Annotated in this window: 20 protein-coding genes and 1 pseudogene; 13 read left to right on the top strand and 8 right to left on the bottom strand. The window is 66.3% G+C overall.

Annotated elements, in window-relative coordinates:
- On the bottom strand, positions 1 to 532 hold a 532-nt coding region (locus WAL33_RS19095), incomplete at its 3' end, for an anhydro-N-acetylmuramic acid kinase (protein WP_422183297.1).
- A gap of 191 nt (positions 533 to 723) precedes the next feature.
- Here WAL33_RS19095 and tyrS point away from each other — a divergent pair.
- The 4 genes from tyrS (at position 724) to WAL33_RS19075 (ending at position 4,427) form a co-directional block, all read left to right on the top strand.
- A complete protein-coding gene (gene tyrS, locus WAL33_RS19090; RefSeq protein ID WP_422183295.1) occupies positions 724 to 2,067 on the top strand; it encodes a tyrosine--tRNA ligase in 1,344 nt (447 codons plus the stop codon).
- Between the two features lie 69 nt (positions 2,068 to 2,136).
- On the top strand, positions 2,137 to 2,607 hold the full coding sequence (locus WAL33_RS19085) for a peroxiredoxin (protein ID WP_422183293.1): 471 nt from the start codon (positions 2,137 to 2,139) through the stop codon (positions 2,605 to 2,607).
- Between the two features lie 208 nt (positions 2,608 to 2,815).
- A complete protein-coding gene (locus WAL33_RS19080; RefSeq protein WP_422183291.1) occupies positions 2,816 to 3,970 on the top strand; it encodes a peptidoglycan DD-metalloendopeptidase family protein in 1,155 nt (384 codons plus the stop codon).
- On the top strand, positions 3,951 to 4,427 hold the full coding sequence (locus WAL33_RS19075) for a bactofilin family protein (protein WP_422183289.1): 477 nt from the start codon (positions 3,951 to 3,953) through the stop codon (positions 4,425 to 4,427). Before WAL33_RS19080 ends, WAL33_RS19075 begins: the two co-directional genes overlap by 20 nt.
- Positions 4,428 to 4,494: 67 nt before the next feature.
- On the opposite strand, the gene prfB is transcribed toward WAL33_RS19075, so the two are convergent.
- The 3 genes from prfB to WAL33_RS19060 form a co-directional block, all read right to left on the bottom strand.
- Positions 4,495 to 5,614 (bottom strand): peptide chain release factor 2 gene (gene prfB, locus WAL33_RS19070; RefSeq protein WP_422183287.1). Its coding sequence is split into 2 segments (ribosomal slippage): positions 4,495 to 5,544 and positions 5,546 to 5,614, totalling 1,119 coding nucleotides; the frame shifts between segments, so codons are not numbered across the junction.
- 87 nt (positions 5,615 to 5,701) lie between these two features.
- The gene (locus tag WAL33_RS19065) at positions 5,702 to 8,065 is read right to left on the bottom strand and encodes a penicillin-binding protein 1A (RefSeq protein ID WP_422183286.1); all 2,364 of its coding nucleotides are present in this window, start codon (positions 8,063 to 8,065) and stop codon (positions 5,702 to 5,704) included.
- 131 nt (positions 8,066 to 8,196) lie between these two features.
- Positions 8,197 to 9,396 (bottom strand): N-acetylmuramoyl-L-alanine amidase family protein, encoded by a 1,200-nt coding sequence (locus WAL33_RS19060; RefSeq protein WP_422183285.1) that lies wholly within the window; start codon positions 9,394 to 9,396, stop codon positions 8,197 to 8,199.
- A gap of 88 nt (positions 9,397 to 9,484) precedes the next feature.
- Here WAL33_RS19060 and WAL33_RS19055 point away from each other — a divergent pair, with 88 nt between their 5' ends.
- From WAL33_RS19055 to WAL33_RS19040, 4 genes are all read left to right on the top strand, one after another.
- On the top strand, positions 9,485 to 9,670 hold the full coding sequence (locus tag WAL33_RS19055) for a hypothetical protein (RefSeq protein ID WP_422183284.1): 186 nt from the start codon (positions 9,485 to 9,487) through the stop codon (positions 9,668 to 9,670).
- 286 nt (positions 9,671 to 9,956) lie between these two features.
- Positions 9,957 to 12,626, top strand: coding sequence for an Rne/Rng family ribonuclease (locus WAL33_RS19050; protein WP_422183282.1), 2,670 nt, complete (start codon positions 9,957 to 9,959; stop codon positions 12,624 to 12,626).
- 146 nt (positions 12,627 to 12,772) lie between these two features.
- On the top strand, positions 12,773 to 14,203 hold the full coding sequence (locus tag WAL33_RS19045; RefSeq protein WP_422183280.1) for a M48 family metalloprotease: 1,431 nt from the start codon (positions 12,773 to 12,775) through the stop codon (positions 14,201 to 14,203).
- Between the two features lie 23 nt (positions 14,204 to 14,226).
- Positions 14,227 to 14,964: a DsbA family protein gene (locus WAL33_RS19040; RefSeq protein WP_422183279.1), complete on the top strand. Its 738-nt coding sequence runs from the start codon at positions 14,227 to 14,229 to the stop codon at positions 14,962 to 14,964.
- 9 nt (positions 14,965 to 14,973) lie between these two features.
- Here WAL33_RS19040 and WAL33_RS19035 read toward each other — a convergent pair whose 3' ends face one another.
- Together WAL33_RS19035 and thiS are read right to left on the bottom strand one after the other, a co-directional pair.
- Complete coding sequence (locus WAL33_RS19035; protein WP_422183278.1) at positions 14,974 to 15,780, bottom strand: thiazole synthase; 807 nt, start codon at positions 15,778 to 15,780, stop codon at positions 14,974 to 14,976.
- Positions 15,781 to 15,825: 45 nt separating this feature from the next.
- The gene (gene thiS, locus WAL33_RS19030; protein WP_422183277.1) at positions 15,826 to 16,026 is read right to left on the bottom strand and encodes a sulfur carrier protein ThiS; all 201 of its coding nucleotides are present in this window, start codon (positions 16,024 to 16,026) and stop codon (positions 15,826 to 15,828) included.
- 79 nt (positions 16,027 to 16,105) lie between these two features.
- Between thiS and WAL33_RS19025 the strand changes: the two genes are divergently transcribed.
- The 4 genes from WAL33_RS19025 (at position 16,106) to aat (ending at position 19,187) form a co-directional block, all read left to right on the top strand.
- Complete coding sequence (locus tag WAL33_RS19025) at positions 16,106 to 16,549, top strand: type II 3-dehydroquinate dehydratase (protein WP_422183275.1); 444 nt, start codon at positions 16,106 to 16,108, stop codon at positions 16,547 to 16,549.
- Positions 16,550 to 16,590: 41 nt separating this feature from the next.
- Positions 16,591 to 17,097, top strand: a complete 507-nt coding sequence (gene accB, locus WAL33_RS19020; RefSeq protein ID WP_422183274.1) for an acetyl-CoA carboxylase biotin carboxyl carrier protein — start codon at positions 16,591 to 16,593, stop codon at positions 17,095 to 17,097.
- A 5-nt stretch (positions 17,098 to 17,102) separates the two neighbouring features.
- On the top strand, positions 17,103 to 18,446 hold the full coding sequence (gene accC / locus WAL33_RS19015) for an acetyl-CoA carboxylase biotin carboxylase subunit (protein ID WP_422183272.1): 1,344 nt from the start codon (positions 17,103 to 17,105) through the stop codon (positions 18,444 to 18,446).
- 84 nt (positions 18,447 to 18,530) lie between these two features.
- A complete protein-coding gene (gene aat / locus WAL33_RS19010; protein WP_422183270.1) occupies positions 18,531 to 19,187 on the top strand; it encodes a leucyl/phenylalanyl-tRNA--protein transferase in 657 nt (218 codons plus the stop codon).
- Here the strand turns inward: aat and WAL33_RS19005 are convergent.
- Together WAL33_RS19005 and WAL33_RS19000 are read right to left on the bottom strand one after the other, a co-directional pair.
- Positions 19,124 to 19,807, bottom strand: a complete 684-nt coding sequence (locus tag WAL33_RS19005; RefSeq protein ID WP_422183268.1) for a DUF2155 domain-containing protein — start codon at positions 19,805 to 19,807, stop codon at positions 19,124 to 19,126. The genes aat and WAL33_RS19005 overlap by 64 nt on opposite strands.
- Before the next feature lie 7 nt (positions 19,808 to 19,814).
- Entirely contained in the window at positions 19,815 to 20,210 is a 396-nt protein-coding gene (locus tag WAL33_RS19000; RefSeq protein ID WP_422183266.1) for an NADH:ubiquinone oxidoreductase subunit NDUFA12, read from the bottom strand.
- 245 nt (positions 20,211 to 20,455) lie between these two features.
- On the opposite strand from WAL33_RS19000, the pseudogene WAL33_RS18995 reads away from it, so the two are divergent.
- Positions 20,456 to 21,509 (top strand): annotated as a pseudogene (locus WAL33_RS18995) (ribonucleotide reductase); the annotation flags it as partial.

Here is a 21,509-nt window from a genome sequence, read left to right as displayed (position 1 = left end):
CGCCGAGATTGAGCACCGCCGAGGGCGGCTCGATGCCCGAGGCCTGGATGCGGGCCAGATGGTAGATGGGGGCCAGGGGCGCGCCCTCGCCGCCCGCCGCCACGTCGGCGGTGCGGAAGTCGAACGCCACCGGCCGGCCGCAGGCCTTGGCCAGCCGCTCGGCGTCGAGCAGTTGCACGGTCCGGCCGATCCGGCCCGGATGGGGCCGCTCGTGCAGCACTGTCTGGCCGTGGACGCCCAGCAGGTCGAACGCCGACCAGGCCAGGCCATGCTCGGCCAGGAAGCTCTCGGCGGCGTGAAAATGCTCGTCGGCCACCGCCTGGGCGGCTTCTTCGAAGATCTCCGGCGGCGGCTTGTCGCGCGGCCAGCCACGGGCGACTTCCGTGGCGACCAGCAGCAGGTCGCGGGTCTCCTCGCGCAGCTTGCGCTCGCCGGCCGGGCCGAAGGCCTGGATCTCTTCGCCGTCGGTCTCGAGCACCGCCATGTCGACCGCGTCGAGCGAGGTGCCGGTCATGAATCCCAGGATACGCATGGTCTGGTTGACTGCCATGACCCGGCCCGGCTAGCTAGACCCCATGATCGCCAAGCGCCCCACGACCCGCGCCTATTACCGCCCGCTGTCCTAGCGGGAGGCCGACCGATCACGTCGATGCGCCCGCCCTCACCGGCGACGCGCGGATCACCAGCGACCGTCTCCGGATCAATTCCCAGGAGACTTTGCCGATGAAACCCTCGCCACAGACCACCCCCGCCGTGCTAGACGCCCAGTCGTCTGAATTTCAGGCGCCTAATTTAGAGAGTCGAACCATGTCCGCCCCCGCGTCCTTCAAGTCGGAATTCCTCCAGACCCTGCAGGCGCGCGGCTACATCCACCAGATCACCCATCCGGATGAACTGGACGCGGCGGCCGCCGGCGGGATCGTCACGGCCTATATCGGCTTCGACGCCACGGCGCCCAGCTTGCACGTCGGTTCGCTGATCCAGATCATGATGCTGCGCCGCCTGCAGCAGGCCGGACACAAGCCGATCGTCCTGATGGGCGGCGGCACGACCAAGGTCGGCGACCCCACCGGCAAGGACGAGAGCCGCAAGCTGCTGAGCGACGCCGACATCGCGGCCAACATCGCCGGCATCAAGCAGGTTTTCGCCAAGTTCCTGACCTTCGGCGACGGGCCCACCGACGCGATCATGGTCGACAACGACGTCTGGCTTTCCAAGTTCGGCTACGTGCAGTTCCTGCGCGACTACGGCGTGCATTTCACGGTCAACCGGATGCTGGCCTTCGACTCGGTCAAGCTGCGGCTCGAGCGCGAGCAGCCGATGACCTTCCTCGAATTCAACTACATGCTGATGCAGGCGGTCGACTTCCTGGAGCTGAACCGCAAGTACGGCTGCGTGCTTCAGATGGGCGGCTCGGACCAGTGGGGCAACATCCTCAACGGCGTGGAGCTGACGCGCCGCGTCGACCAGAAGGCCGCCTTCGGCTTGACCACGCCGCTGCTGGCCACCGCTTCGGGCGCCAAGATGGGCAAGACCATGTCGGGCGCGGTCTGGCTGAACGCCGAGCAGCTGAGCCCTTACGACTACTGGCAGTTCTGGCGCAACACCGAGGACGCCGACGTCGGCCGGTTCCTGAAGCTGTTCACCGATCTGCCGCGGGACCGCATCGCCGAGCTGGAGGCCCTGCCGGGCGCCCAGATCAATGAGGCCAAGAAGGTGCTGGCCGACGAGGCCACCCGCATGGCCCATGGCGAGGACGAGGCCCGCAAGGCCCGCGACGCCGCCGAGAAGGCCTTCGAACAGGGCGCTCTGTCGGCCGATCTGCCGACCTTCGAGGTCCCCGCCGCCGATCTGGAGGCCGGGATCGTCCTGGCCGCCCTGTTCGCCGACGCCGGTTTGGCCGCCTCGCGCGGCGAGGCCCGGCGCCTGGCCCAGGGCGGCGGGCTGAAGGTCAACGACAAGGCCGAAGCCAGCGCGGACCGCGTGATCACCTCGGCCGATCTGGCCGACGGCGTCGTCAAGCTGGCGGCTGGGAAAAAGAAGATCGTGCTGATTAAGCCGGTCTAGACTGCATGGTCGTCCCGGATCGCTTCGCCGCGGTCCGGGAAGGGTTTGTTTGGGACGTTGGAGAGACAGATGCTTGAAGCCGGCGACAAGGCCCCCGATTTCGACCTGGCCACCGACACTGGCCGCGTCAGCTTGGCGGGCCTGAAGGGCAAGAACGTCGTGCTCTACTTCTATCCGAAGGACGACACGGCCGGCTGCACGTCGGAAGCCCTGCAGTTCTCGTCCGAGGTCGAGGAATTCGCCAAACTGGGCGCGGTGATCGTCGGGGTGTCCAAGGACAGCGCCGCCTCGCACGCCAAGTTCCGCAAGAAGCACGACCTGACCGTCGAACTGGCCGCCGACACCACGGGCGAGATTGTCGAGGTCTACGGGGCCTGGGTCGAGAAGAGCATGTACGGCCGCAAATACATGGGCATCGACCGCTCGACCTTCCTGATCGATCGCGAGGGCGTGGTCCGCAATGTATGGCGCAAGGTGAAGGTGCCTAACCACATCAAGGCGGTGCTGACGGCGGCCCGAATCTTGAAAGAAGGGCGTTGACCGGAGATGTGGCTTTCCGGCCTCAGGCGTGCGGTTATCGCAACACTTTGGCGCACTCTGAGTGGCAATCAGTCGCGGAACCTTTTACCGATTGAATTGTTTAGGCAAAACGCCGTCCTGCGTCCGCGTTGGGCGCGAAGTATCTTGCGCGTTTCCGCTTTCTCGTTGCATATCGCCGGGACCTTGAAAACGGGGGTTTCCTAGGGCGATGGCGATCACGCGCTTCAAGCGACTGCGACAATCCCTGGAAGATCTGTTCCCTGAGCGCCATCTCTATGTGCGCTCCGGCGGAGAGATGCGCGGCTACGTTTTTTCCACCGGCAAACAACTGATCTGCGCCGCCGGCGTCGCCGCCGCGGCTTTGTGGATGGGCGTGTGCACCGCCGCCATGATGGTCAACGCCCTGTCGGTCAGCTCGACCGATCAGATGGTCATCAAGCAGAAGGCCTATTACGAGCGCCTCAACGCCGATCGCCAGGCCCGCCTGAACAGCGCCGTGGCCCAGTTGTCGGCCAGCAGCGGTTCGTTGGACGAACTGGCCAACTCGGTCGAAAAGCGCCACGCCGCCCTCGCCCTTCTGGTCAGCGACTTCAAGGGCGTGCCCGGCGCCGCTCAGGCCCTGCAGATCTCCAAGCCGCACACCCTGGGGGCCTCGCCGGTCGAGCGGATCCAAGCCACGCGGATGGATCAGGAACGCCTGATCGACGCCGCCGAAACCTTCGCCAAGAGCCGCGCCGAGCGCCTGCGCATGGCCATGCGGATGGCGGGCCTGGACGCCGGCTCGTTCACCGGCCGCGGCGGCTCGTCTCTGGGCGGTCCGCTGATCGAGGCCAAGGACCCCCGCGCCCTGGCCGCCGTGCTGGATGTCGACGAGGACTTCGCCAGCCGTATCCAGCACGCGGCCACCGACATGTCCGACATGCGCAAGCTTAGCGCGGCGTCGCAGAAGCTGCCCTTCTATCGGCCGACCGGCAATCCGGCGCTGAGCAGCAGCTACGGCGTGCGATTCGACCCCTTCACCCATCGTCCCGCTTTCCATTCGGGCCTGGACTTCCCCGGCTCGTTCTACACGCCGATCATGGCGACCGCGCCGGGCGTGATCTCGTTCGTCGGCGTGCGTTCGGGCTATGGCAATGTCGTCGAGATCGACCACGGCAATGGATTCAAGACCCGCTACGCCCACCTGCAGGCCGCCTCGGTCCGGGTCGGTCAGCGCGTGGCCATCGGCCAACGCATCGCGGCCATGGGTTCGACCGGCCGTTCGACTGGTCCGCACTTGCACTACGAGGTATGGGTGAACGGCCGGGCTCAGAACCCGAACCGTTTCTTGAAGGCTGGTGAGTATGTTCAGCAAGCAAGCTAAAGCGTCCAAGGAGCCGGCTCGCATCGAGTCGTTGCCCATGTCCATCGCTCCCGTCCCCGAGGCTCAGCGCAAAGGCCCTCCGAAGGTCGCGTCGCTGATCTCCCCCGACATCACCATTGAAGGCGGCATCACCGGCGATGGCGAACTGCAGATCGACGGCGTGGTGCGCGGCGACGTTCGCGTTGGCCGCCTGACGGTCGGCGAGACCGGCCACATCGAGGGCTCGATCTACGCCGAGGTCGTCGAGGTCCGCGGCCGAATCGTCGGCGCAGTCACCGCCAAGCAAGTCCGCCTGTACGGCACCTCCTACATCGACGGCGACATCACCCACGAACAGTTGGCGATGGAGACTGGGGCCTTCTTCCAAGGGCGCAGCCTGAAGTTCAAGCGCCCCCCGGCCCCGCCGCAGGCCGAAGCCGCGCCGCCGGCGCTGCTCGAGGCCAAGTCGGCCGGCTAGACGCTGGAAACAGAAACGCCCCGGATCGCTCCGGGGCGTTTTGCTTTTCCGAGAGACGGCGCCGGCTCTAGGTCGTGGCGTCCCGCGTCGCCCCGACCCGCTGGGCCAGGGAAGCGCCCATGAAGGCGTCCAGATCGCCGTCCAGAACCCCTTGGGTGTCCGAGGTCTCGACGTTGGTCCGCAGGTCCTTGACCATCTGGTAGGGCTGCAGGACGTAACTGCGGATCTGGTGACCCCAGCCGATGTCGGTCTTCTGGTCTTCCAGCGCCTGTTGGGCGGCTTCCCGCTTCTGCAGCTCGGCCTCGTAGAGCCGGGCGCGCAGCATCTTCCAGGCCTCCTCGCGGTTCTGGTGCTGCGAGCGGCCGGCCTGGCAGGCCACGGCGATGCCGGTCGGGATATGCGTCAGGCGCACGGCCGAGTCCGTCTTGTTGATGTGCTGACCACCGGCCCCGGAGGCCCGATAGGTGTCGGTCCGCACGTCCGAGGGATTGATGTCGATCTCGATGGTGTCGTCGACCACGGGATAGACCCAGGCCGAGGCGAACGATGTGTGGCGCTTGGCGGCGGCGTCATAGGGGCTGATGCGCACCAAACGGTGCACGCCGGCCTCGGTTTTCAGCCAGCCATAGGCGTTCTGGCCCTTGACCAGCAGGGTCGCCGACTTGATGCCGACCTGATCGCCCGAGGTTTCTTCGACCAGCTCGACGCTCATCTTGTGGGCGTTGGCCCAGCGGCTGTACATCCGCAGCAGCATGCCCGCCCAGTCGCAGGACTCGGTGCCGCCGGCCCCGGAGTTGATTTCGACATAGCAGTCGTTGCCGTCGGCTTCGCCGGACAGCAAGGCCTCGAGCTCGGCGCGGCCGGCGCGTTCCTTCAGGTCCTTGAGTTGGGCGCGAGCATCCTCCAGCAGGGCGTCATCACCCTCCATGTCGGCCAGTTCGGCATATTCCAGCGCGTCCTTCAGGCCGTTTTCCAGGACCTGCACGGCCTCGACGCGAGCGGCCAGGCCGGCGCGTTCACGGGACACGGCTTGGGCTTCCGCCGGACGGTCCCACAGGGTCGGGTCTTCGACCCGGGCGTTCAGCTCATCGAGCTTTCTAAGGGCGACATCCCAGTCAAAGACGCCTCCTGAGCAGTCCTACGGACTGCTCGATGTCAGCCGCGGAGGCCTCGACATCCGGTCTCATCACGTTGCTCCGTGACAGTGTTGAAGGGCGCGGGATGTAGCCCGCGCCCGGAGTCGGCGCAATGACTCCGGGACAATCGGTCGACGATTAGTAGAGTCCGCTGATGTCGGGGGCCTGGGTGGGCGGCTGGGCGGGGGGCTGTCCGATCTGGCCGCCAGGCCAGGCGTCGCCATAAGGCTGCGGTCCGACGCTCTCGGTCGGCACGACGACCTTGGGTTCGGTGCCGGGGCGGAAGGCTTCGCGAATGCCGCGGACCATGGCGAACTTGGCGTTCTTGGGAACCTTGAACTCGGTCTTCGGCTGGTTCTTCAGCGCCTCGCGCATGAAGTCCATGAAGATCGGCACGGGGCCGGTCGCGCCGGTTTCGCCCTCGCCGAGCGAGCGGTTGTCGTCGAAGCCGATGAACACCCCGACCACGAGGTTGGGCGAATAGCCCATGAACCAGGCGCTGCGGTATTCATTGGTCGTGCCGGTCTTGCCGGCCAACGGATAACCCAGCGAGCTGACCTGGGCCGCCGTGCCGCGTTGGACCACCCCCTGCAGCATCGAGGTGATCTGATAGGCGGTGATCGGATCCATGACCTGCTCGCCCAATGCGGGGATGCGCGGGCTCTCGTCGCCGTTGAACCCCGCGTTGCAGCGGACGCAGTCGCGCTTGTCGGCGCGGAAGATCACCTTGCCCTCGCGGTCCTGCACCAGTTCGATCAGATGCGGCTCGACGCGGCGGCCGCCGTTGACGAACGGCGTATAGGCCGTGGTCAGCTTGAACGGCGTGGTTTCGCCGGCGCCCAGGGCCATGGCGAGCACCGGGCTCATGTCGCGGGTCACGCCGGTCTTCTTGGCGGTCTCGATGATCTTCTTCATGCCGACGCTCTGGGCCAGGCGCACGGTCATGGCGTTGATCGACAGCTCCAGGCCCTTGCGGAGCGGGAGGGCTCCATAGAACTTCTTGTGATAGTTCTCCGGGCTCCAGTCCTGGCCGTTGGCCCCCCTCAGGGTGATGGCGCTGTCGACCACCACGCTGGCCGGCGTGTAGCCGTTCTCCAGCGCCGTTGCGTAGACGAAGGGCTTGAAGGCCGAGCCCGGCTGACGCATCGCCTGGGTGGCGCGGTTGAAGTTCGAGAGCGAGAAGCTGTAACCGCCGACTAGAGCCACGACGCGGCCGGTATGGGGCTCCATCGCCACAAGGGCGCCGTTGACGATCGGGATCTGGCGCAGGCGATAGCCCGCCGAGTTGCTGGACTTCTCGACAAAAACCAGATCGCCGACCTTCAGCCCCTTGGTGGCGTTGGCCCAGGCTATGTCTTCTCCGGCGATGGCCCCCTCGCCTTCTCCCTTGGCCAGACGGACGACGCCGGAGGCCGAGGTGACGATGGCCGGACGCCAGCCGCGGCGCTCGGAGGGCGGCGCCTTCTTCAGCGCCTGCTTCTCCCAGTCCGCGTCCACGGTCTCTACATGGCCCCAGGCGCCGCGCCAGCCATGGCGGCGGTCGTATTTCTCAAGACCTTCCATCAGCGCCACCCGAGCCGCGGTCTGCAGCTTGGGGTCCAGGCTGGTGCGCATGTAGTAGCCGCCTTCGTTGAGGCGGGGGCCAAGGGTGGCGACGCCGCGCTGGCGCACTTCCTCGACGAAATAGTCGGCGTCGCGATAGGCGGCGCGTTTGGGAGCCGGCTGAACGACGAGATCTTCGGCGATGGCCTTGCGGGCGTCAGCCTGGCTGACCCAACCCAGATCGGCCATCTGGTCCAGGATCCAGTCGCGCCGGGCCTTGGCTTTCGCCTTGTTGCGGATCGGATGATAGTTGTCCGGCCCCTTGGGCAAGGCGGCCAGGTAGGCGCATTCGGCCAGGCTCAGCTCGGGCAGCGACTTGCCGAAATAGTTGTAGGCGGCCGCTCCAACGCCGAACGAGCGATAGCCCAGCCAGATTTCGTTCAGGTACAGCTCGAGGATCTGCTGCTTATCCAGCGATTGCTCCAGGCGCTGCGCCAGGATCGCTTCCTTGAACTTGCGGCCCACCGTGGCGTCGCTGGTCAGCAGGACGTTCTTGGCCACCTGCTGGGTGATGGTCGAACCGCCCTCCAGGCGTCGCCCCCGCGCGGCGTTGCCGACATTGTTGAGCATGGCGCGCGAGAAGCCGCCGACATCGACGCCGCCGTGCTTGAAGAAGTTATGGTCCTCGGCCGCCAGGAAAGCCTGGGCGAGTTGGGGCGGGATCTGATCGTAGGGCACAAAGATCCGGCGTTCTTTGCTGTATTCGCCGATCAGGGTGCCGTCCCAGGCATAGACGCGCGTGGCGGTCGGGGGCCGGTAGTCCTGCAGTTCGCCGGCGTCGGGCATGTCATGGAACAGCCAGGCGGCGTAAATGGCGATAGCGAACCCGGCCACGGCGATCGCGGACAGCACCGTAACGCCGGCGATGGCGATCCAACGTTCTCTGGGCTTCAGATCCACGCCACCTCCGTCGGGCGACGCAGTTTCGCCCGCTCAGTTCGAATCCTCTAGCGTGCATCGGGCCAGGCGCCAACGGCTCTCGCCGCCCTAACGGGCCGAAGCCCTCCTGCGCAGGCGGAAGTCTTTTTGCCCTAGCGGGCGGCCAGACGGGTCTGGGCGTTGAAATAGGACTCGATCGACCCGGCGACGGCGTCCATCAGTCGGTCGCGTCCAGTCGAAGTCTGCAGAAGCTCTTCATCATCAACATTGGTGATGAAGCCCATCTCGAGCAGAACGGCCGGTACGTCCGGCGCCAGCAGCACGATGAAGCCGGCGTCGCGGTGGCTGCGGCGCAGCAGGGTCGTTTCCTCGCCCACCGACTGCAGCAAGGTTTCGGCGAAGGCGGCCGAACGGTTCTTGGTGGTCCGTTGGGACAGGTCGAGCAGGATCTGGCTGACCGCGCGATCGCGGCCCGGCAGGTTGGCCTTCATCAGCCAATCGTCCTTTTCAAGCACCCGCGCCACGCGCTCGGAGCCCTTGTCCGACAGCGTATAGACGCTGGCGCCGCGGGTGGTCGCATCGGGCCCCGAATCGGCGTGCAGCGAGATGAACAAATCAGCATCGGCTCGGCGGGCGATCTGCACGCGAGCCTCAAGCGGTACGAAAGTGTCCGACTGACGGGTCATGACCACCGTATAACGGCCGGATTTCTCCAACTTGGCCTTCAGCGCCTTGGCGGCGGCCAGGGTGACGTCCTTCTCGGCGGTGTTGGTCCCCGCCGAGCCGGGATCCTTGCCGCCGTGGCCGGCGTCGATGACAATGACCTTCTTCAGGCGTAGAGCCGAGGCCTTCACCGGGGCCGAAATCTGGGTCGGCTTCACCGACTGGGCCGGAACTGCGCCCGGCGCGTCGGTGGACTTCAGGTCGATGACATAGCGATAGGCCGAAGCGCCGTCGCCCGGCGGCAGCAGGAAGCGGCGGCGGACTTCGGCGTTGGCCTTCAGGTCGAGACGCAGACGCGCGCCGCCGGCCGCCTCGTCGATCGACCAGCGCTCGACCAGGCCCTGGCCGGAGCCTTGCAAATCGCCGCCCGTCGTCACGTTGGGCAGACCGATCACCACGCGGCGGTCCGCAGCGCCGTCGGCCAGCAGTTTACCGGTGGCGGCGCGGTCAAGATCAATGACGATACGCGTTTCGTTACGGTCGCCGCCGAACCGGACCTTCTGGACACCGGCGGCCGGCGCGGGGCCTTGGGCCATGGCCACGGCGACGCCAGCCAGGGCCAGGCCGCCGACGATCATCGCCGCCCGCGCCCATCCTGTCCTCGCCGCCGAGATCAGAATCCTGCTCATGCCGTCCGTCGCCCCCAGGCGCTCAACCTAAACCCAAAAACTAATATCCGCATGTTTCGGTAGAGAAAGCGTTAACCTCAAGCGCGGCATGGCCGCGCAGGTGCGTTCAGTCCAGCGCTTTTCTTTTACGACGCGATGTTGCTACACTATGGTCCGCGCGCTGAGCGCCGTGATCGTCATGGCGGAAGGCGTGAGCGGTTCCTATCTCACGGACCTGTTTGCATTCTTCAGAGTGCAATTTGCGTTCGTGGCCGGAGCCGCCGGACTGAAATGAGTTTGGGATCAATTACCAGCGTGAGGCGCGAAGCCTGTCGCTTGGATTGTCCCGCAGGGCCCGCGTCGGACCCTTAAGCCGTTCTGGCGTCGATGCTTCATCCGATCCGCGCCCTCCGGCGCGTTTAAGGAACACAGAAACCTTATGGGCTGCGCCGCACCCGACCGCCTTTGGCGACCGACCTTCCGCAACCGCCTCGGCGGTGCGACGGGCGGTGACGTGCGCGCCTTTCAATCATATCGGCGCCCGGACCTAGCGTCCGCCGCGCGCCGTGGAGATACCCTTTATGTCGAAGAAGATGTTGATCGACGCCGCCCACGCCGAAGAGACGCGTGTGGTGGTCGTGGATGGTACGCGGGTTGAAGAATTCGATTTCGAAAGCCGGACCCGAAAGCAACTCCGAGGAAATATCTATCTCGCCAAGGTGACCCGCGTTGAGCCCAGCCTTCAGGCTGCGTTCATCGAGTACGGCGGCAATCGTCACGGCTTCCTCGCCTTCAACGAAATCCATCCGGATTACTACCAGATCCCGGTTGCTGACCGCGAAGCGCTGATGCGCGACGATTCCGGCGACGACGAGGACGACCAGCACCACGCCCGCGAGGACAATGACGGCGACGCGGTCGACGACGAAGAAGACGCCGTCGAGGAAGAGCTGGCGCGCCGCAAGCGTCGCCTGATGCGCAAGTACAAGATCCAGGAAGTGATCCGCCGCCGGCAGATCATGCTGGTTCAGGTCGTCAAGGAAGAGCGCGGCAACAAGGGCGCGGCCCTGACCACCTACCTGTCGCTGGCCGGCCGTTACGGCGTCCTGATGCCCAACACCGCCCGCGGCGGCGGCATCAGCCGCAAGATCACCACGGTCACGGACCGCAAGCGCCTCAAGAGCGTCGTCCAGGGTCTGGACGTGCCGCAGGGCATGGGTCTGATCGTCCGCACGGCCGGCGCCAAACGCACCAAGGCCGAAATCAAGCGCGACTACGAGTATCTGCTGCGTCTGTGGGAGAACATCCGCGACAACACGCTGCACTCGATCGCCCCAGCGCTGATCTATGAGGAGGAAGACCTCGTAAAGCGCGCCATTCGCGACATGTACGACAAGGACCTGGAGGGCATCTGGGTCGAAGGCGAGGCCGGCTACAAGGAAGCGCGCGACTTCATGCGCATGCTGATGCCGAGCCAGGCCAAGAAGGTCTTCCCGTATCGCGAGCCGGCGCCGCTGTTCGTCAAGCACAAGATCGAAGACCACCTGGCCCAGATCTATTCGCCGGTCGTGCCCCTGCGTTCGGGCGGCTATCTGGTGATCAACCAGACCGAGGCCCTGGTGGCCATCGACGTCAACTCGGGCAAGGCCACGCGCGAGCGCAACATCGAGGCGACCGCGCTCAAGACCAACGTCGAAGCCGCCGAGGAAGCCGCCCGCCAGCTGCGCCTGCGCGACCTGGCCGGCCTGATCGTCATCGACTTCATCGACATGGATGAGGGCAAGAACAACCGCACCGTCGAGAAGGTCCTCAAGGACGCCCTGAAGGACGATCGCGCCCGTATCCAGATGGGCAAGATCAGCGGCTTCGGCCTGATGGAGATCAGCCGCCAGCGCCGCCGCACCGGCGTGCTGGAAGGCACCACACACGTCTGCGAACATTGCGACGGCACCGGCCGCGTGCGCTCGGTGGAGTCCAGCGCCCTGGCGGCCCTGCGCGCGGTCGAGGTCGAGGCCCTGAAGGGCGGCGGCGCCGTCACCCTGAAGGTCAGCCGCCCGGTCGGCATCTACATCCTCAACGAAAAGCGCGCCTATCTGCTGCGCCTGCAACAGACCCACGCCCTGTTCGTCACGGTCCTAGTCGATGACAGCCTGCATCAGGCCGAGCACGACATCGACCGTACGGAGCTGGGCGAGCGCCCTGCCCCGCAAATCTTCGCCCCGATCGAGCCCGACCCCGTCTATGACGACGAGGCGTTTGAGGACGAAGAGGACGAGGACGACGAAGAGATCGTCTCCGAAGACGAGAACGAAGACGAGGAAGCGCCCCGCGTCGCCCGTCCTGCTCGCACCGAAACCTCCGAAGACGAGGCCGGCCGTCGGGGCCGCAAGCGTCGCCGTCGCGGCGGTCGTCGCGATGACCGTGACGAGGCCCCGGCTGAAGCGGCCGGTGACGAGGACGAGGATGACTCCGAAGGCGCCGAGGGCGCCGATCGCGCTGAAGGCGACATTGAAGGCGAGGATGAAGAGGCGCGTCGTCGTCGCCGCCGTCGCGGTCGCCGAGGCGGCCGTCGCGGCGGTCGCGAGGACGGCGATCGTCCGGCCGACGCCTTCGCCTGGACCCGTCCGCGTGTGCCGTTCGGCGAGACGGCCTTCGTCTGGCACGATCCCGCGGAACTCGACGGTCGTGGCGCTCGTCCCGAGCGCGCCGAACGCCCGGAACGTGTCGAGGCGCCTGTGGCGGAACGCGCTGAACGCCCTGAACGCGCCGAACGCAGCGGTCGTCGTGGACGCGGTCGCGGCGAGCGGACCGAGACGTCCGATGCGCCGCGCGCCGAACGTGGGCCCGCCCTGCGCGTCGATGTCGCCGAGCTAGAGGCCGTACCGCTGGCTCCGCCCGTGATCGAAGGCCCGCCGGCCGACATCTGGGTCGAACTGCCGCCCCAGGATGAAGCCCCCAAGAAGGCCCGACGCCCTCGTAGCCGCGGACGCAAGGCCACCGACGGCGAGGTTTCGGCCGAGGCCACCGTGGAAACTCCCGTCATCGAGACGGTCGTGGACGCGCCGCTGGTCGCGGCCGATGTCGAGGTCGCCGCTCCGGTCGCGGTCAAGGCTGCGCGCAAACCCGCCGCCGTACCGGAGCCCGTCGCGATCGCCGTGGCTGAACCTGTACTCGCCGCCGTCGAGCCCGACCCGGCCGAGATTCTGACGCCGCCCGAAAAGCCCAAGCGCGGCTGGTGGCGTCGAGGCTAGGACGCCTGAAATCCCCGACGGGACCCCTGGTCCCGTCGGGGATCACGCCTATATCCGCGAGAGGCTCGTTCGACGGATGTTCCCAGGTCGTCGAGAACCGCGTTAGACTGCCGGCTTGAGCGCGGGGGCGCGATCAGGAGAGTTCGATGACCTCCCGGATAAGGGCGGCTTCAGAAAGATTGTCCAGGAAGACGGGGTCGGCGCTGTCGGCGCTGGCCTTGCTGACGGCCATCCTCGCTCCCGGCGCCCCGGCCCATGCACAAGATGGACCCTCGCTGATCCGCGACACCGAGATCGAGGAAATCCTGCATCGCGACGCCGACCCGATCTACGCGGCGGCGGGGCTGGATCCGAAGACCGTCCGCATCCTGCTGGTGGGCGACAAGGAACTGAACGCCTTCGCCACCCAAGGCCTGATGATGGGCCTCAATACCGGTCTCATCCTGCAGACCGAGACGCCTAATCAGCTGAAGGGCGTCATCGCCCACGAAACCGGACACCTTGCCGGCGCCCACCCGTTGCGTTCGGGCGAAATGATGCGCGCCGGCCTCAAGCCGATGATTCTGACCATGGGTCTGGGCGTCCTGGCGGCCCTGGCCGGGGCTCCGGACGCCGGCGCGGTTCTGCTTGGCAACGCCAGCTATTTTGGCCAGCTCGGCGCCCTGGGCTACAGCCGCGATCAGGAATCCCGCGCCGATCAGGCCGGCGCCGGCTTTCTGGAGGCCACCGGCCAGTCGGGCCGCGGTCTCGTCGAGTTTTTCGATAACTTCCGCTATCAGGAGGTCTTCGACCAGTCGCGGCGCTTCGCCTATTTCCGCAGCCACCCCCTTTCGGGCGACCGGATTGACGCCCTGCGCAACCGGGTCGAGAAACTGCCGCACTACAACGCCGTCGATGATCCCGCGTCCCTGGCTGAGCATGAGATCATGAAGGCCAAGCTGGAGGGGTTCCTCAATCCCGGCGTGGCGATCGTGAAATACCGGGAGAACGACCGGGCCTTCCCGGCCCGCTACGCTCGAGCCATCGCCTATTATCAAATGAAGGAGCCCGACCGGGCTCTGAAGATCCTCGACGGTCTGATCACCGAGAACCCGGACAATCCCTATCTCTGGGAGCTCAAGGGGCAGATCCTGTTCGAGTTCAACCGCGTCAAGGAAGCCGAAGAACCTCAACGCCGGTCGGTTGCGCTGAAACCCGGCGCCGCCCTGTTGCGCGTGAACCTAGGCCAGACCCTGATCGGCCTGGACGATCCCAAGAAGGTCGAGGAAGGCATCAGCGAACTGAAGCGCTCGCTGCTCGACGAAAGCGACAACTCCGTCGCCTGGCGCCTGTTGGCGCAGGCCTATGACAAGCGCGGCGAAGACGGTCAGGCGCGTCTGGCCACCGCCGAGCAGTACTTCAACATGGGCGCGACCCAGGAAGCTCGGGTCTTCGCCATGCGGGCCCGCGAACTGCTCAAGAAGGACAGTGTCGAATGGCGTCGCGCCACCGACATCGTCCTGACTTCCAATCCTTCCAACCAGGATCTCAAGGACCTGGCCAAGGAAGGCGCCGTCACTTCGGGCCTGCGCCGCTAGGCCGCCCCTTTCCAGAGATCTCCATGCCCCTGACTTTCCGCTCGATGGCGTTCGCCGCCGCGTCCATCGCCGCCCTCTCGCTGATCGGTTGCGGACCTGCCAACGCCGACAAGGCGTTCGGCGAAAAGGTGCACGCCTATCTGATCGAGCACCCTGAAGTGCTGGTCGAGATGAGCACCAAGCTCCAGGAAAAGCAGGCGGTCGAACAGGCCAAGACCGCCAAGGGCGCGATGAACAAATATCGCCAGGCGTTGGAACGTGACCCGCGCGACTTCGTGGCCAATCCGAACGGCTCGATCACCGTTGTCGAGTTCTTCGACTACCGCTGCGGCTACTGCAAGGTGGCCGCGCCGCAGATCGTCGAGCTGATCCAGAAGAATCCGGACGTACGCTTCGTGTTCAAGGATTTCGTGATCTTCGGCCATGAATCCGAGGTCGCGGCGCGCATGGTCCTGGGCGCCAAGGATCAGGGCAAGACGATCGAGCTGCACAAGCGTCTGATGGCCGAGAAAAGCCTCGACGCGGCCGCCGTCATGCGCATCGCCCAGGGCCTGGGCATCGACATGGCCAAGGCCCGCGCCGCCGGAGAGGCGGAGGCCACGACCCAGCATCTGGCAGACACCCACGCCCTGGCCCAGGCCCTGGCGATCGAGGGCACCCCAGCCTTCTTCGTCGGCGATCAGATGATCCCCGGCGCCGACATGCACGCCCTGAACCTGGCGATAGACCAAGCCCGGGCGGCGAAGGCCAAGAAGGTCTAGGCGCTCGGCCTAGATCAGGCCCGCCAGCGGCGAGCTGGGATCGGCGTAGAGCCGTTTTTGCATCCGCCCCGCCAGATAGGCTTCCCGGCCGGCGATCACCGCGTGCTTCATCGCCCGGGCCATGCGGATCGGGTCCTTAGCCTCAGCGATGGCGGTGTTCATCAGGATGGCGTCGCAGCCGAGCTCCATGCCGATCGCCGCATCCGAAGCGGTCCCCACGCCGGCGTCGACCAGGACCGGCACCTTGGCGTTCTCGATGATGATCCGCAGGTTGACGCGGTTCTGGATGCCCAGGCCCGAACCGATCGGCGCACCCAGCGGCATGATCGCCACCGCGCCGGCCTCTTCTAGCTTGCGGCAATAGACTGGGTCGTCCGAGCAATACACCATCACCTGGAAGCCCTCGGCGACCAGCAGCTTCAGCGAGCGCAGGGTCTCTTCCATGTCGGGGTAGAGGGTCTTGGGATCGGACAGCACTTCCAGCTTCACCAGATCCCAGCCGCCGGCCTCGCGAGCCAAGCGCAGGGTCCGCACGGCGTCCTCCCCGGTGAAGCAGCCCGCCGTGTTTGGTAGGAAGGTGAATTCGGTGGGTTTGACATAGTCGACCAGCAGCGGCTGGGTCGGGTCGGTCAGATTCACGCGGCGCACGGCCACGGTGACGATCTCGGCGCCCGCCGCCTTCGCCGCGGCGGCGTTGGTGGCGTAATCCTTGTACTTGCCCGTGCCGACGATAAGCCGCGAGCGGAAGGTGCGGCCGGCAACGGTCCAGGTGTCGTCCGAGGACGTGACGGATTCGGGAGAGACGTGCGCGTTCATGGGGTCGGTTTACGCCTCCGCGACCACGGTTTCAAACGCGCAGACCTAGCCGCCACCGATGAAAGTGACGATCTCGATTCGGTCGCCGTCGGCCAGAGGGGTGTCGGCATAGGTCGAACGTGGCGCGATCTCCAGATTGCGCTCGACCGCCACCTTGCGGGCGTCCAGGCCCAAGGCTGACACCAGATCCGCGATGCTGAGGATACCGGCGAAATCCCGTTCCTCGCCATTCAAGAGAAGCTTCATATCACCTCCGAAGCGAGCCCTGCTTGTGACGTGAGGGAACCGGCTATACAAGACCTCCCGGAATCGACGGCGGAGCCGAATGGTAAAACCGATCCATGTGCTGAGCGGACCCAACCTCAACCTGTTGGGAGCGCGGGAGCCCGAGATCTACGGTAAGGACACGCTCGACGATGTCCGTACGCGCTGCGAGGCGCGTGCGGCCGTTCGGGGCCTTTCCGTTGTCTTCCGGCAGAGCAATCACGAAGGCGTGCTGATCGACTGGGTCCAAGAGGCCCGGACGGAGGCCTGCGCGTTGGTGATTAACCCGGCAGGCTATGGCCATACGTCGATCGCTCTCCTCGACGCCCTGAAGACCTTGAATATCCCGGTCATCGAGTGTCACCTGTCCAACCCGGCGGCGCGCGAAGATTTCCGCCGCCACACCTTCGTTTCGCTCGCGGCGACCGGAATCGTCTCCGGCTTCGGTGCTGCGAGCTATGAACTGGCGATCGAGGCCGCTGCCGGCCTGATCGGCGCGAATTAGCCGGCGACCCCGGCTTCCAGAAGACAGCAAGGTAAGCTTCCATGTCCAATCCCAAGGCCCCCGCCGATCCGGTCGAGACTCCGTCGATCGACGCCCGCCTGGTCCGCAAACTGGCCGACATCCTGAAGGACACAGGCCTGTCGGAGATCGAAGTTGAGCACGCAGGTCTGAAGATCCGGGTCGCGCGCGAACTGACCGTCGCCGCCCAAGCCACCTACGTTCAAGCTCCAGCCGCCGCACCAGTCTATGCGTCCGCTCCCGCCGCCGCGGCGCCCGCCGCCGAAGCCGCGCCCCCCGCGCCAGTTGCCCACGCCGGTGAAGCCGTGAAGTCGCCGATGGTCGGTACCGTCTATCTGTCGCCCCAGCCGGGCGCGGACGCCTTCATCAAGGTGGGCGACACCGTGAGCGCCGGCCAGACCCTGCTGATCGTCGAAGCCATGAAGACCATGAACCCGATCTCGGCTCCCAAGGCCGGTAAGATCATCGAGATCCTGGTGGCAGACGCCCAGCCCGTCGAATTCGGCGAGCCGCTCGTCATCGTCGAGTAATCGGCATGTTTGACAAGATCCTCATCGCCAACCGAGGCGAGATCGCGCTTCGGGTTCACCGCGCCTGCAAGGAAATGGGCATCGCCACCGTGGCGGTCCACTCCGAGGCCGACGCCAATTCCATGTGGGTGCGGCTGGCTGACGAGAGCGTCTGCATCGGCCCGGCTTCAGCCGCCAAGAGCTACCTGAACATCCCGTCGATCATCGCGGCCGCCGAGATCACCGGAGCCCAGGCGATCCACCCCGGCTACGGCTTCCTGTCGGAGAACGCCCGCTTCGCCGAGATCGTCGGCGCGCACGGCTACACCTTCATCGGCCCCAAGCCGGAACATATCCGGATGATGGGGGACAAGATCACCGCCAAGCAGGCCGTCAAGGACGCGGGCATTCCCGTGGTTCCTGGTTCGGACGGCGGCGTGGCCACCGAGGAAGAGGCCTTCGCGGCGGCCGAGGTGATCGGCTTCCCGGTGCTGATCAAGGCCGCTTCCGGCGGCGGCGGTCGCGGTATGAAGGTCGCTCAGACCCGCGAGGACCTGGCCGAGGCGGTTTCGACCGCCCGTTCGGAAGCCCGCGCGGCTTTCGGCGACGATACTGTCTACATGGAGCGTTATCTCCAGAAGCCGCGCCATATCGAGATCCAGGTGATCGCCGACAGCCACGGCAACGTGGTGCACCTGGGTGAGCGCGACTGCTCGCTGCAGCGCCGCCACCAGAAGGTTCTGGAAGAGGCCCCCTCGCCCGCCCTGGGCGCGGCCGACCGCGCCAAGATCGGTAAGATCGTCGTCGATGCGGTCAAGGCCATCGGCTATCTCGGCGTCGGCACCATCGAGTTCCTGTGGGAGAACGGCGAGTTCTTCTTCATCGAGATGAACACCCGCCTGCAGGTCGAGCACCCGGTCACCGAGGCCATCACCGGCATCGACCTGGTGCGCGAGCAGATCCGAATCGCCGCTGGCCTGCCGCTGTCGTTCACCCAGGACGACGTGGTGTTCGAAGGCCACGCCATCGAGTGCCGGATCAACGCCGAGAATGCTCGAACCTTCACCCCGTCGCCCGGCACCATCACCGACTTCCACGCCCCTGGCGGTTTGGGCGTGCGGTTGGATTCGGCGATCTACACCGGCTATGCGATCCCGCCGTATTACGACAGCCTGATCGGCAAGCTGATCGTCCATGGCCGCGACCGCGAGGAATGCATCGCGCGCCTTCGTCGTTGCTTGGGCGAAATGGTCGTCGGCGGCATCGAGACCACGATCCCGCTGTTCCAGGATCTGCTGGTCCAGCCCGACATTCTGGCCGGCGATTACGACATCCACTGGCTGGAGCGCTGGATCAAGGCGCAGGGCTGACCTTAAAAGCGTCGTCATCCCCCGACTTGTTCGAAGGGATGACGACGCTTCGGGATCACGCTTGCCTGGGGTTTACGGCCAGCCATGGATGACGACGCCTTCACGGTCGATGATCTCATCGCCTGCTACGAGCGCGGTGTCTTTCCCATGGCTGACGCCCGCCAGGACGAGAGCATCTTCCTGATCGACCCAGAACGCCGGGGGGTGCTGCCGCTGGACGGCGTGCACATCCCACGTCGGTTGGCCCGCACCGTTCGGGCCGAGCCGTTCGAAATCCGCATCGACAGCGCCTTCGACGCCGTGGTCGAAGCCTGCGCGACCGCGCGACCCGGGAGGTTGGAGACCTGGATCAATACGCCGATCCAAAGACTCTACGGCCAATTGTTCGCGCGCGGCCTGGCCCATAGCGTCGAGTGCTGGGAGGGTGAGGAACTGGTCGGCGGTCTGTATGGCGTGGCGGTCGGCGGCTGTTTCTTCGGCGAGAGCATGTTTTCGACCCGCCGGGACGCCAGCAAGGTGGCGTTGGTCCATCTGGTCGGCCGGTTGATCGCGGGTGACTATCGCTTGCTCGACACCCAGTTCATCACCGAGCATCTCGAACAGTTCGGAACGGTCGAAATCACGCGCGCCGACTACCGACGCCGCCTGGGCCGGGCCTGGACGGCCCAGGCCGACTTCTATCGGCTGGCGGCCGGAGCTACAGGCGCCGAGGTCTTGCAGGCGATCAGCCAGGCGTCATAGACCGGGTGCTGCAGCGGGTTCAGGCCCGGCGAATTGGCGTACATCCAGCCTTTGTAGATCTGACGGCCAGGCGGCGCCACGCGGCCAGGCAGAGCCTTGGGCTGGGTGTCGACCGTGACATAGGCCACGGAGTCCGGGGCGTCCTCGTCAGGCGTGGTCGTCTCGCAAGCGCGCACCGTGAACAACAGGGTCTTGTACCGGATTGGCTGACCGACCGGCGCCTCGAACCGCATGGTTTCGGTCGTCACCTTGTCCAAGGCCTGGAGAATGGCGATTGACGAGCGCGCGCGCTTGACCGGCTCCGCCGGCTTTTCTGGCTCGGTCGCCACGGGTTTGGCGGCCGGTGTGGGCTTGGAGGGCGCAACCGTCGTCGTGGAGGCAGGAGCGGTCGCCGGAGCCCCGCTCGACTGTAGGGGCGCGGATTGGGGTGCGATCACAGGCGCCGCGGGGCGCGGCCCCGACACGGGTCGGGACGGCTGCGGCGCAGTGATCGGCGCGGGAGTCGTCGGCGACTGGGTGGACGGGGTTTGCTGCGGTGCGTTCTGCAGCGCCAAGGCGGCGCCGCCGACGAGCGAACCCGCCAAGGCCAGCATCGCCACGCCCGTGAAGGACCGCCGCATCGTCATTCTATTCAGGCGACCAGGGCTTGTAATCGCTGGTGGCGACTGCGCGCTCGCCGCCGCGGGCCAGCGAACCCTTGGGGCGCCATGCGTGGATCGTGCCCGTCAGGTTGGGATGGTGATCCTTTTCCCAGGCGCGACGTTTCAACGGCGCCGTGGTCGGCGGCTCGTCGAAGGTGTAGTGCAGCCAGCCGCTCCATTCGGGCGGAACCTTGGAGGCTTCGGCGTAACCGTCGTAGATCACCCAGCGACGTTTGTGGTCGCCATAGCTGTCGCTGTTGTCGCGCGCCTCGAAATAGCGGTTGCCGTAGTCGTCTTGGCCCACGAACACGCCGCGACGGCTAATGTGGAAGCGTTGACCGATAGTCGCGCCGTTCCACCACGTGAAGATCGCTTTCAGCACCGCGTAAGCACCAATCTCGCAAAGGTCCCAGGTCCGGGAGGGTTTCAGGCAACGCCGAGGCGTTGCGAAGCGGCCGGACTATAGGTCGGCGGCCCTCCAGCGTCCAGCATCGGGCGTGACGTTGCAGCTTCAACATGTTGTGGATCGGATGCTCGCAGCACCCCACATCTATTGAAGGCCGCCGTTCCGCGATCTAGGATGGCTAATTCTTGGCGCACCTTGGCGCCCAGGCCGCGGAATCGCCCATGCGCATTCAGTCCCGACACCCTGCCTCCGCTCCCCGCATTGAATTGCGTGAGATCGAACGCGCGGACGCCGTCATCGAGGTGTTGGCGCCTGAAGGCTGGACCGACGCCCGCGTCGAGGCTTGGCTGGATTGGGCCATCCAGGATCAGAACGACGGCCTATTCGACTCCGCGGCTCCGCTGGGCGGCGGTCCTGCCCGCTACGCCGAACGCCTGGCCAAGGCCGGCCTTTCGGATGGCTTGTTCGGGGACGCCGCGGACGCCGACGCCTTCCGCGACGCCCTGCTCGCCACCATGCTGAACGGCGTCGCCTCGCCTGTCGGCGCGCCGGTCGCGCCAAGGCGTCTGCCCGATATTGGCCAGATCGAGTTCAAGCGGGCCGCCGAGGGACATCTGGCCCACTGGCGGTCGGCGCGGCTGGCCGTCAAGGCCGCCGCCCGGCTCGACGCGGCCCTGGCCCAGGTCAGCGACGCCGTTCAACGCTGCCACGGCGACGCCAAGGCTTGCGCCGATCCGTCCAAGAACAGCGCGCTCGGCCGTGCCGCTCGTCGGGCCCGCGAGCTGGGCGCGGACGATCGCATGATCCTCGACGCGATCACCTTGGCTGACGCTCAACGCACGGGCCTGATCGAGCCGGACGCCAGCGCGCCCGCCTCGGTCGTCGCCTTGGCCTCCCGCCAAGGCGTGGCGGCGGTCGATGAAGCCGCCAGCTTCGCCGCCCAGGTCGGTTGGGAGAGCAGCGCCCTGATCCTGGCTCTGTCGCCCGAGGACGCCGAGGCTTTGGTGCGGGGCGCGCCGATCCGCGCCGCCATCGATGTCACCACATTTCAGGACGACGAAACCTTCGACACCGGCGGCTTCAACCAGGTGGTCGGTCTGTGGACTACGGCGCTGGAAATCGAGCGCGGAGATCGCCCGGCCGAGATCGGCCTGGCTGGAATCGGTGACTGGCTGCTGATCCAGGGCCTTTCCGCCGCCGCCGACGCCGGCCGCGACGCCGCCTCCGCCCTGTGGGCTCTGACGGTCGGCGCTGCGCTCTGCTCCAGCGCCGAGG

Source organism: Caulobacter sp., from assembly GCF_049283275.1.
Lineage (GTDB): Bacteria > Pseudomonadota > Alphaproteobacteria > Caulobacterales > Caulobacteraceae > Caulobacter.
The sequence above is the reverse complement of the archived record's forward strand: the minus strand, read 5'-3'. Positions and strand labels throughout refer to the sequence as shown.

Excerpts from the sequence above, each read along its gene's own strand:
- WAL33_RS19035 (WP_422183278.1), bottom strand. The coding sequence starts at position 15,780 with ATGAACGCGCACGTCTCTCCCGAATCCGTCACGTCCTCGGACGACACC.
- WAL33_RS19060 (WP_422183285.1), bottom strand. The coding sequence starts at position 9,396 with ATGAGCAGGATTCTGATCTCGGCGGCGAGGACAGGATGGGCGCGGGCG.
- WAL33_RS19025 (WP_422183275.1), top strand. The coding sequence starts at position 16,106 with ATGGTAAAACCGATCCATGTGCTGAGCGGACCCAACCTCAACCTGTTG.
- WAL33_RS19055 (WP_422183284.1), top strand. The coding sequence starts at position 9,485 with ATGGCCGCGCAGGTGCGTTCAGTCCAGCGCTTTTCTTTTACGACGCGA.
- WAL33_RS19040 (WP_422183279.1), top strand. The coding sequence starts at position 14,227 with ATGCCCCTGACTTTCCGCTCGATGGCGTTCGCCGCCGCGTCCATCGCC.
- tyrS (WP_422183295.1), top strand. The coding sequence starts at position 724 with ATGAAACCCTCGCCACAGACCACCCCCGCCGTGCTAGACGCCCAGTCG.
- aat (WP_422183270.1), top strand. The coding sequence starts at position 18,531 with ATGGATGACGACGCCTTCACGGTCGATGATCTCATCGCCTGCTACGAG.
- accC (WP_422183272.1), top strand. The coding sequence starts at position 17,103 with ATGTTTGACAAGATCCTCATCGCCAACCGAGGCGAGATCGCGCTTCGG.
- WAL33_RS19080 (WP_422183291.1), top strand. The coding sequence starts at position 2,816 with ATGGCGATCACGCGCTTCAAGCGACTGCGACAATCCCTGGAAGATCTG.
- thiS (WP_422183277.1), bottom strand. The coding sequence starts at position 16,026 with ATGAAGCTTCTCTTGAATGGCGAGGAACGGGATTTCGCCGGTATCCTC.
- WAL33_RS19005 (WP_422183268.1), bottom strand. The coding sequence starts at position 19,807 with ATGCGGCGGTCCTTCACGGGCGTGGCGATGCTGGCCTTGGCGGGTTCG.
- WAL33_RS19085 (WP_422183293.1), top strand. The coding sequence starts at position 2,137 with ATGCTTGAAGCCGGCGACAAGGCCCCCGATTTCGACCTGGCCACCGAC.
- accB (WP_422183274.1), top strand. The coding sequence starts at position 16,591 with ATGTCCAATCCCAAGGCCCCCGCCGATCCGGTCGAGACTCCGTCGATC.
- WAL33_RS19075 (WP_422183289.1), top strand. The coding sequence starts at position 3,951 with ATGTTCAGCAAGCAAGCTAAAGCGTCCAAGGAGCCGGCTCGCATCGAG.
- WAL33_RS19050 (WP_422183282.1), top strand. The coding sequence starts at position 9,957 with ATGTCGAAGAAGATGTTGATCGACGCCGCCCACGCCGAAGAGACGCGT.
- WAL33_RS19045 (WP_422183280.1), top strand. The coding sequence starts at position 12,773 with ATGACCTCCCGGATAAGGGCGGCTTCAGAAAGATTGTCCAGGAAGACG.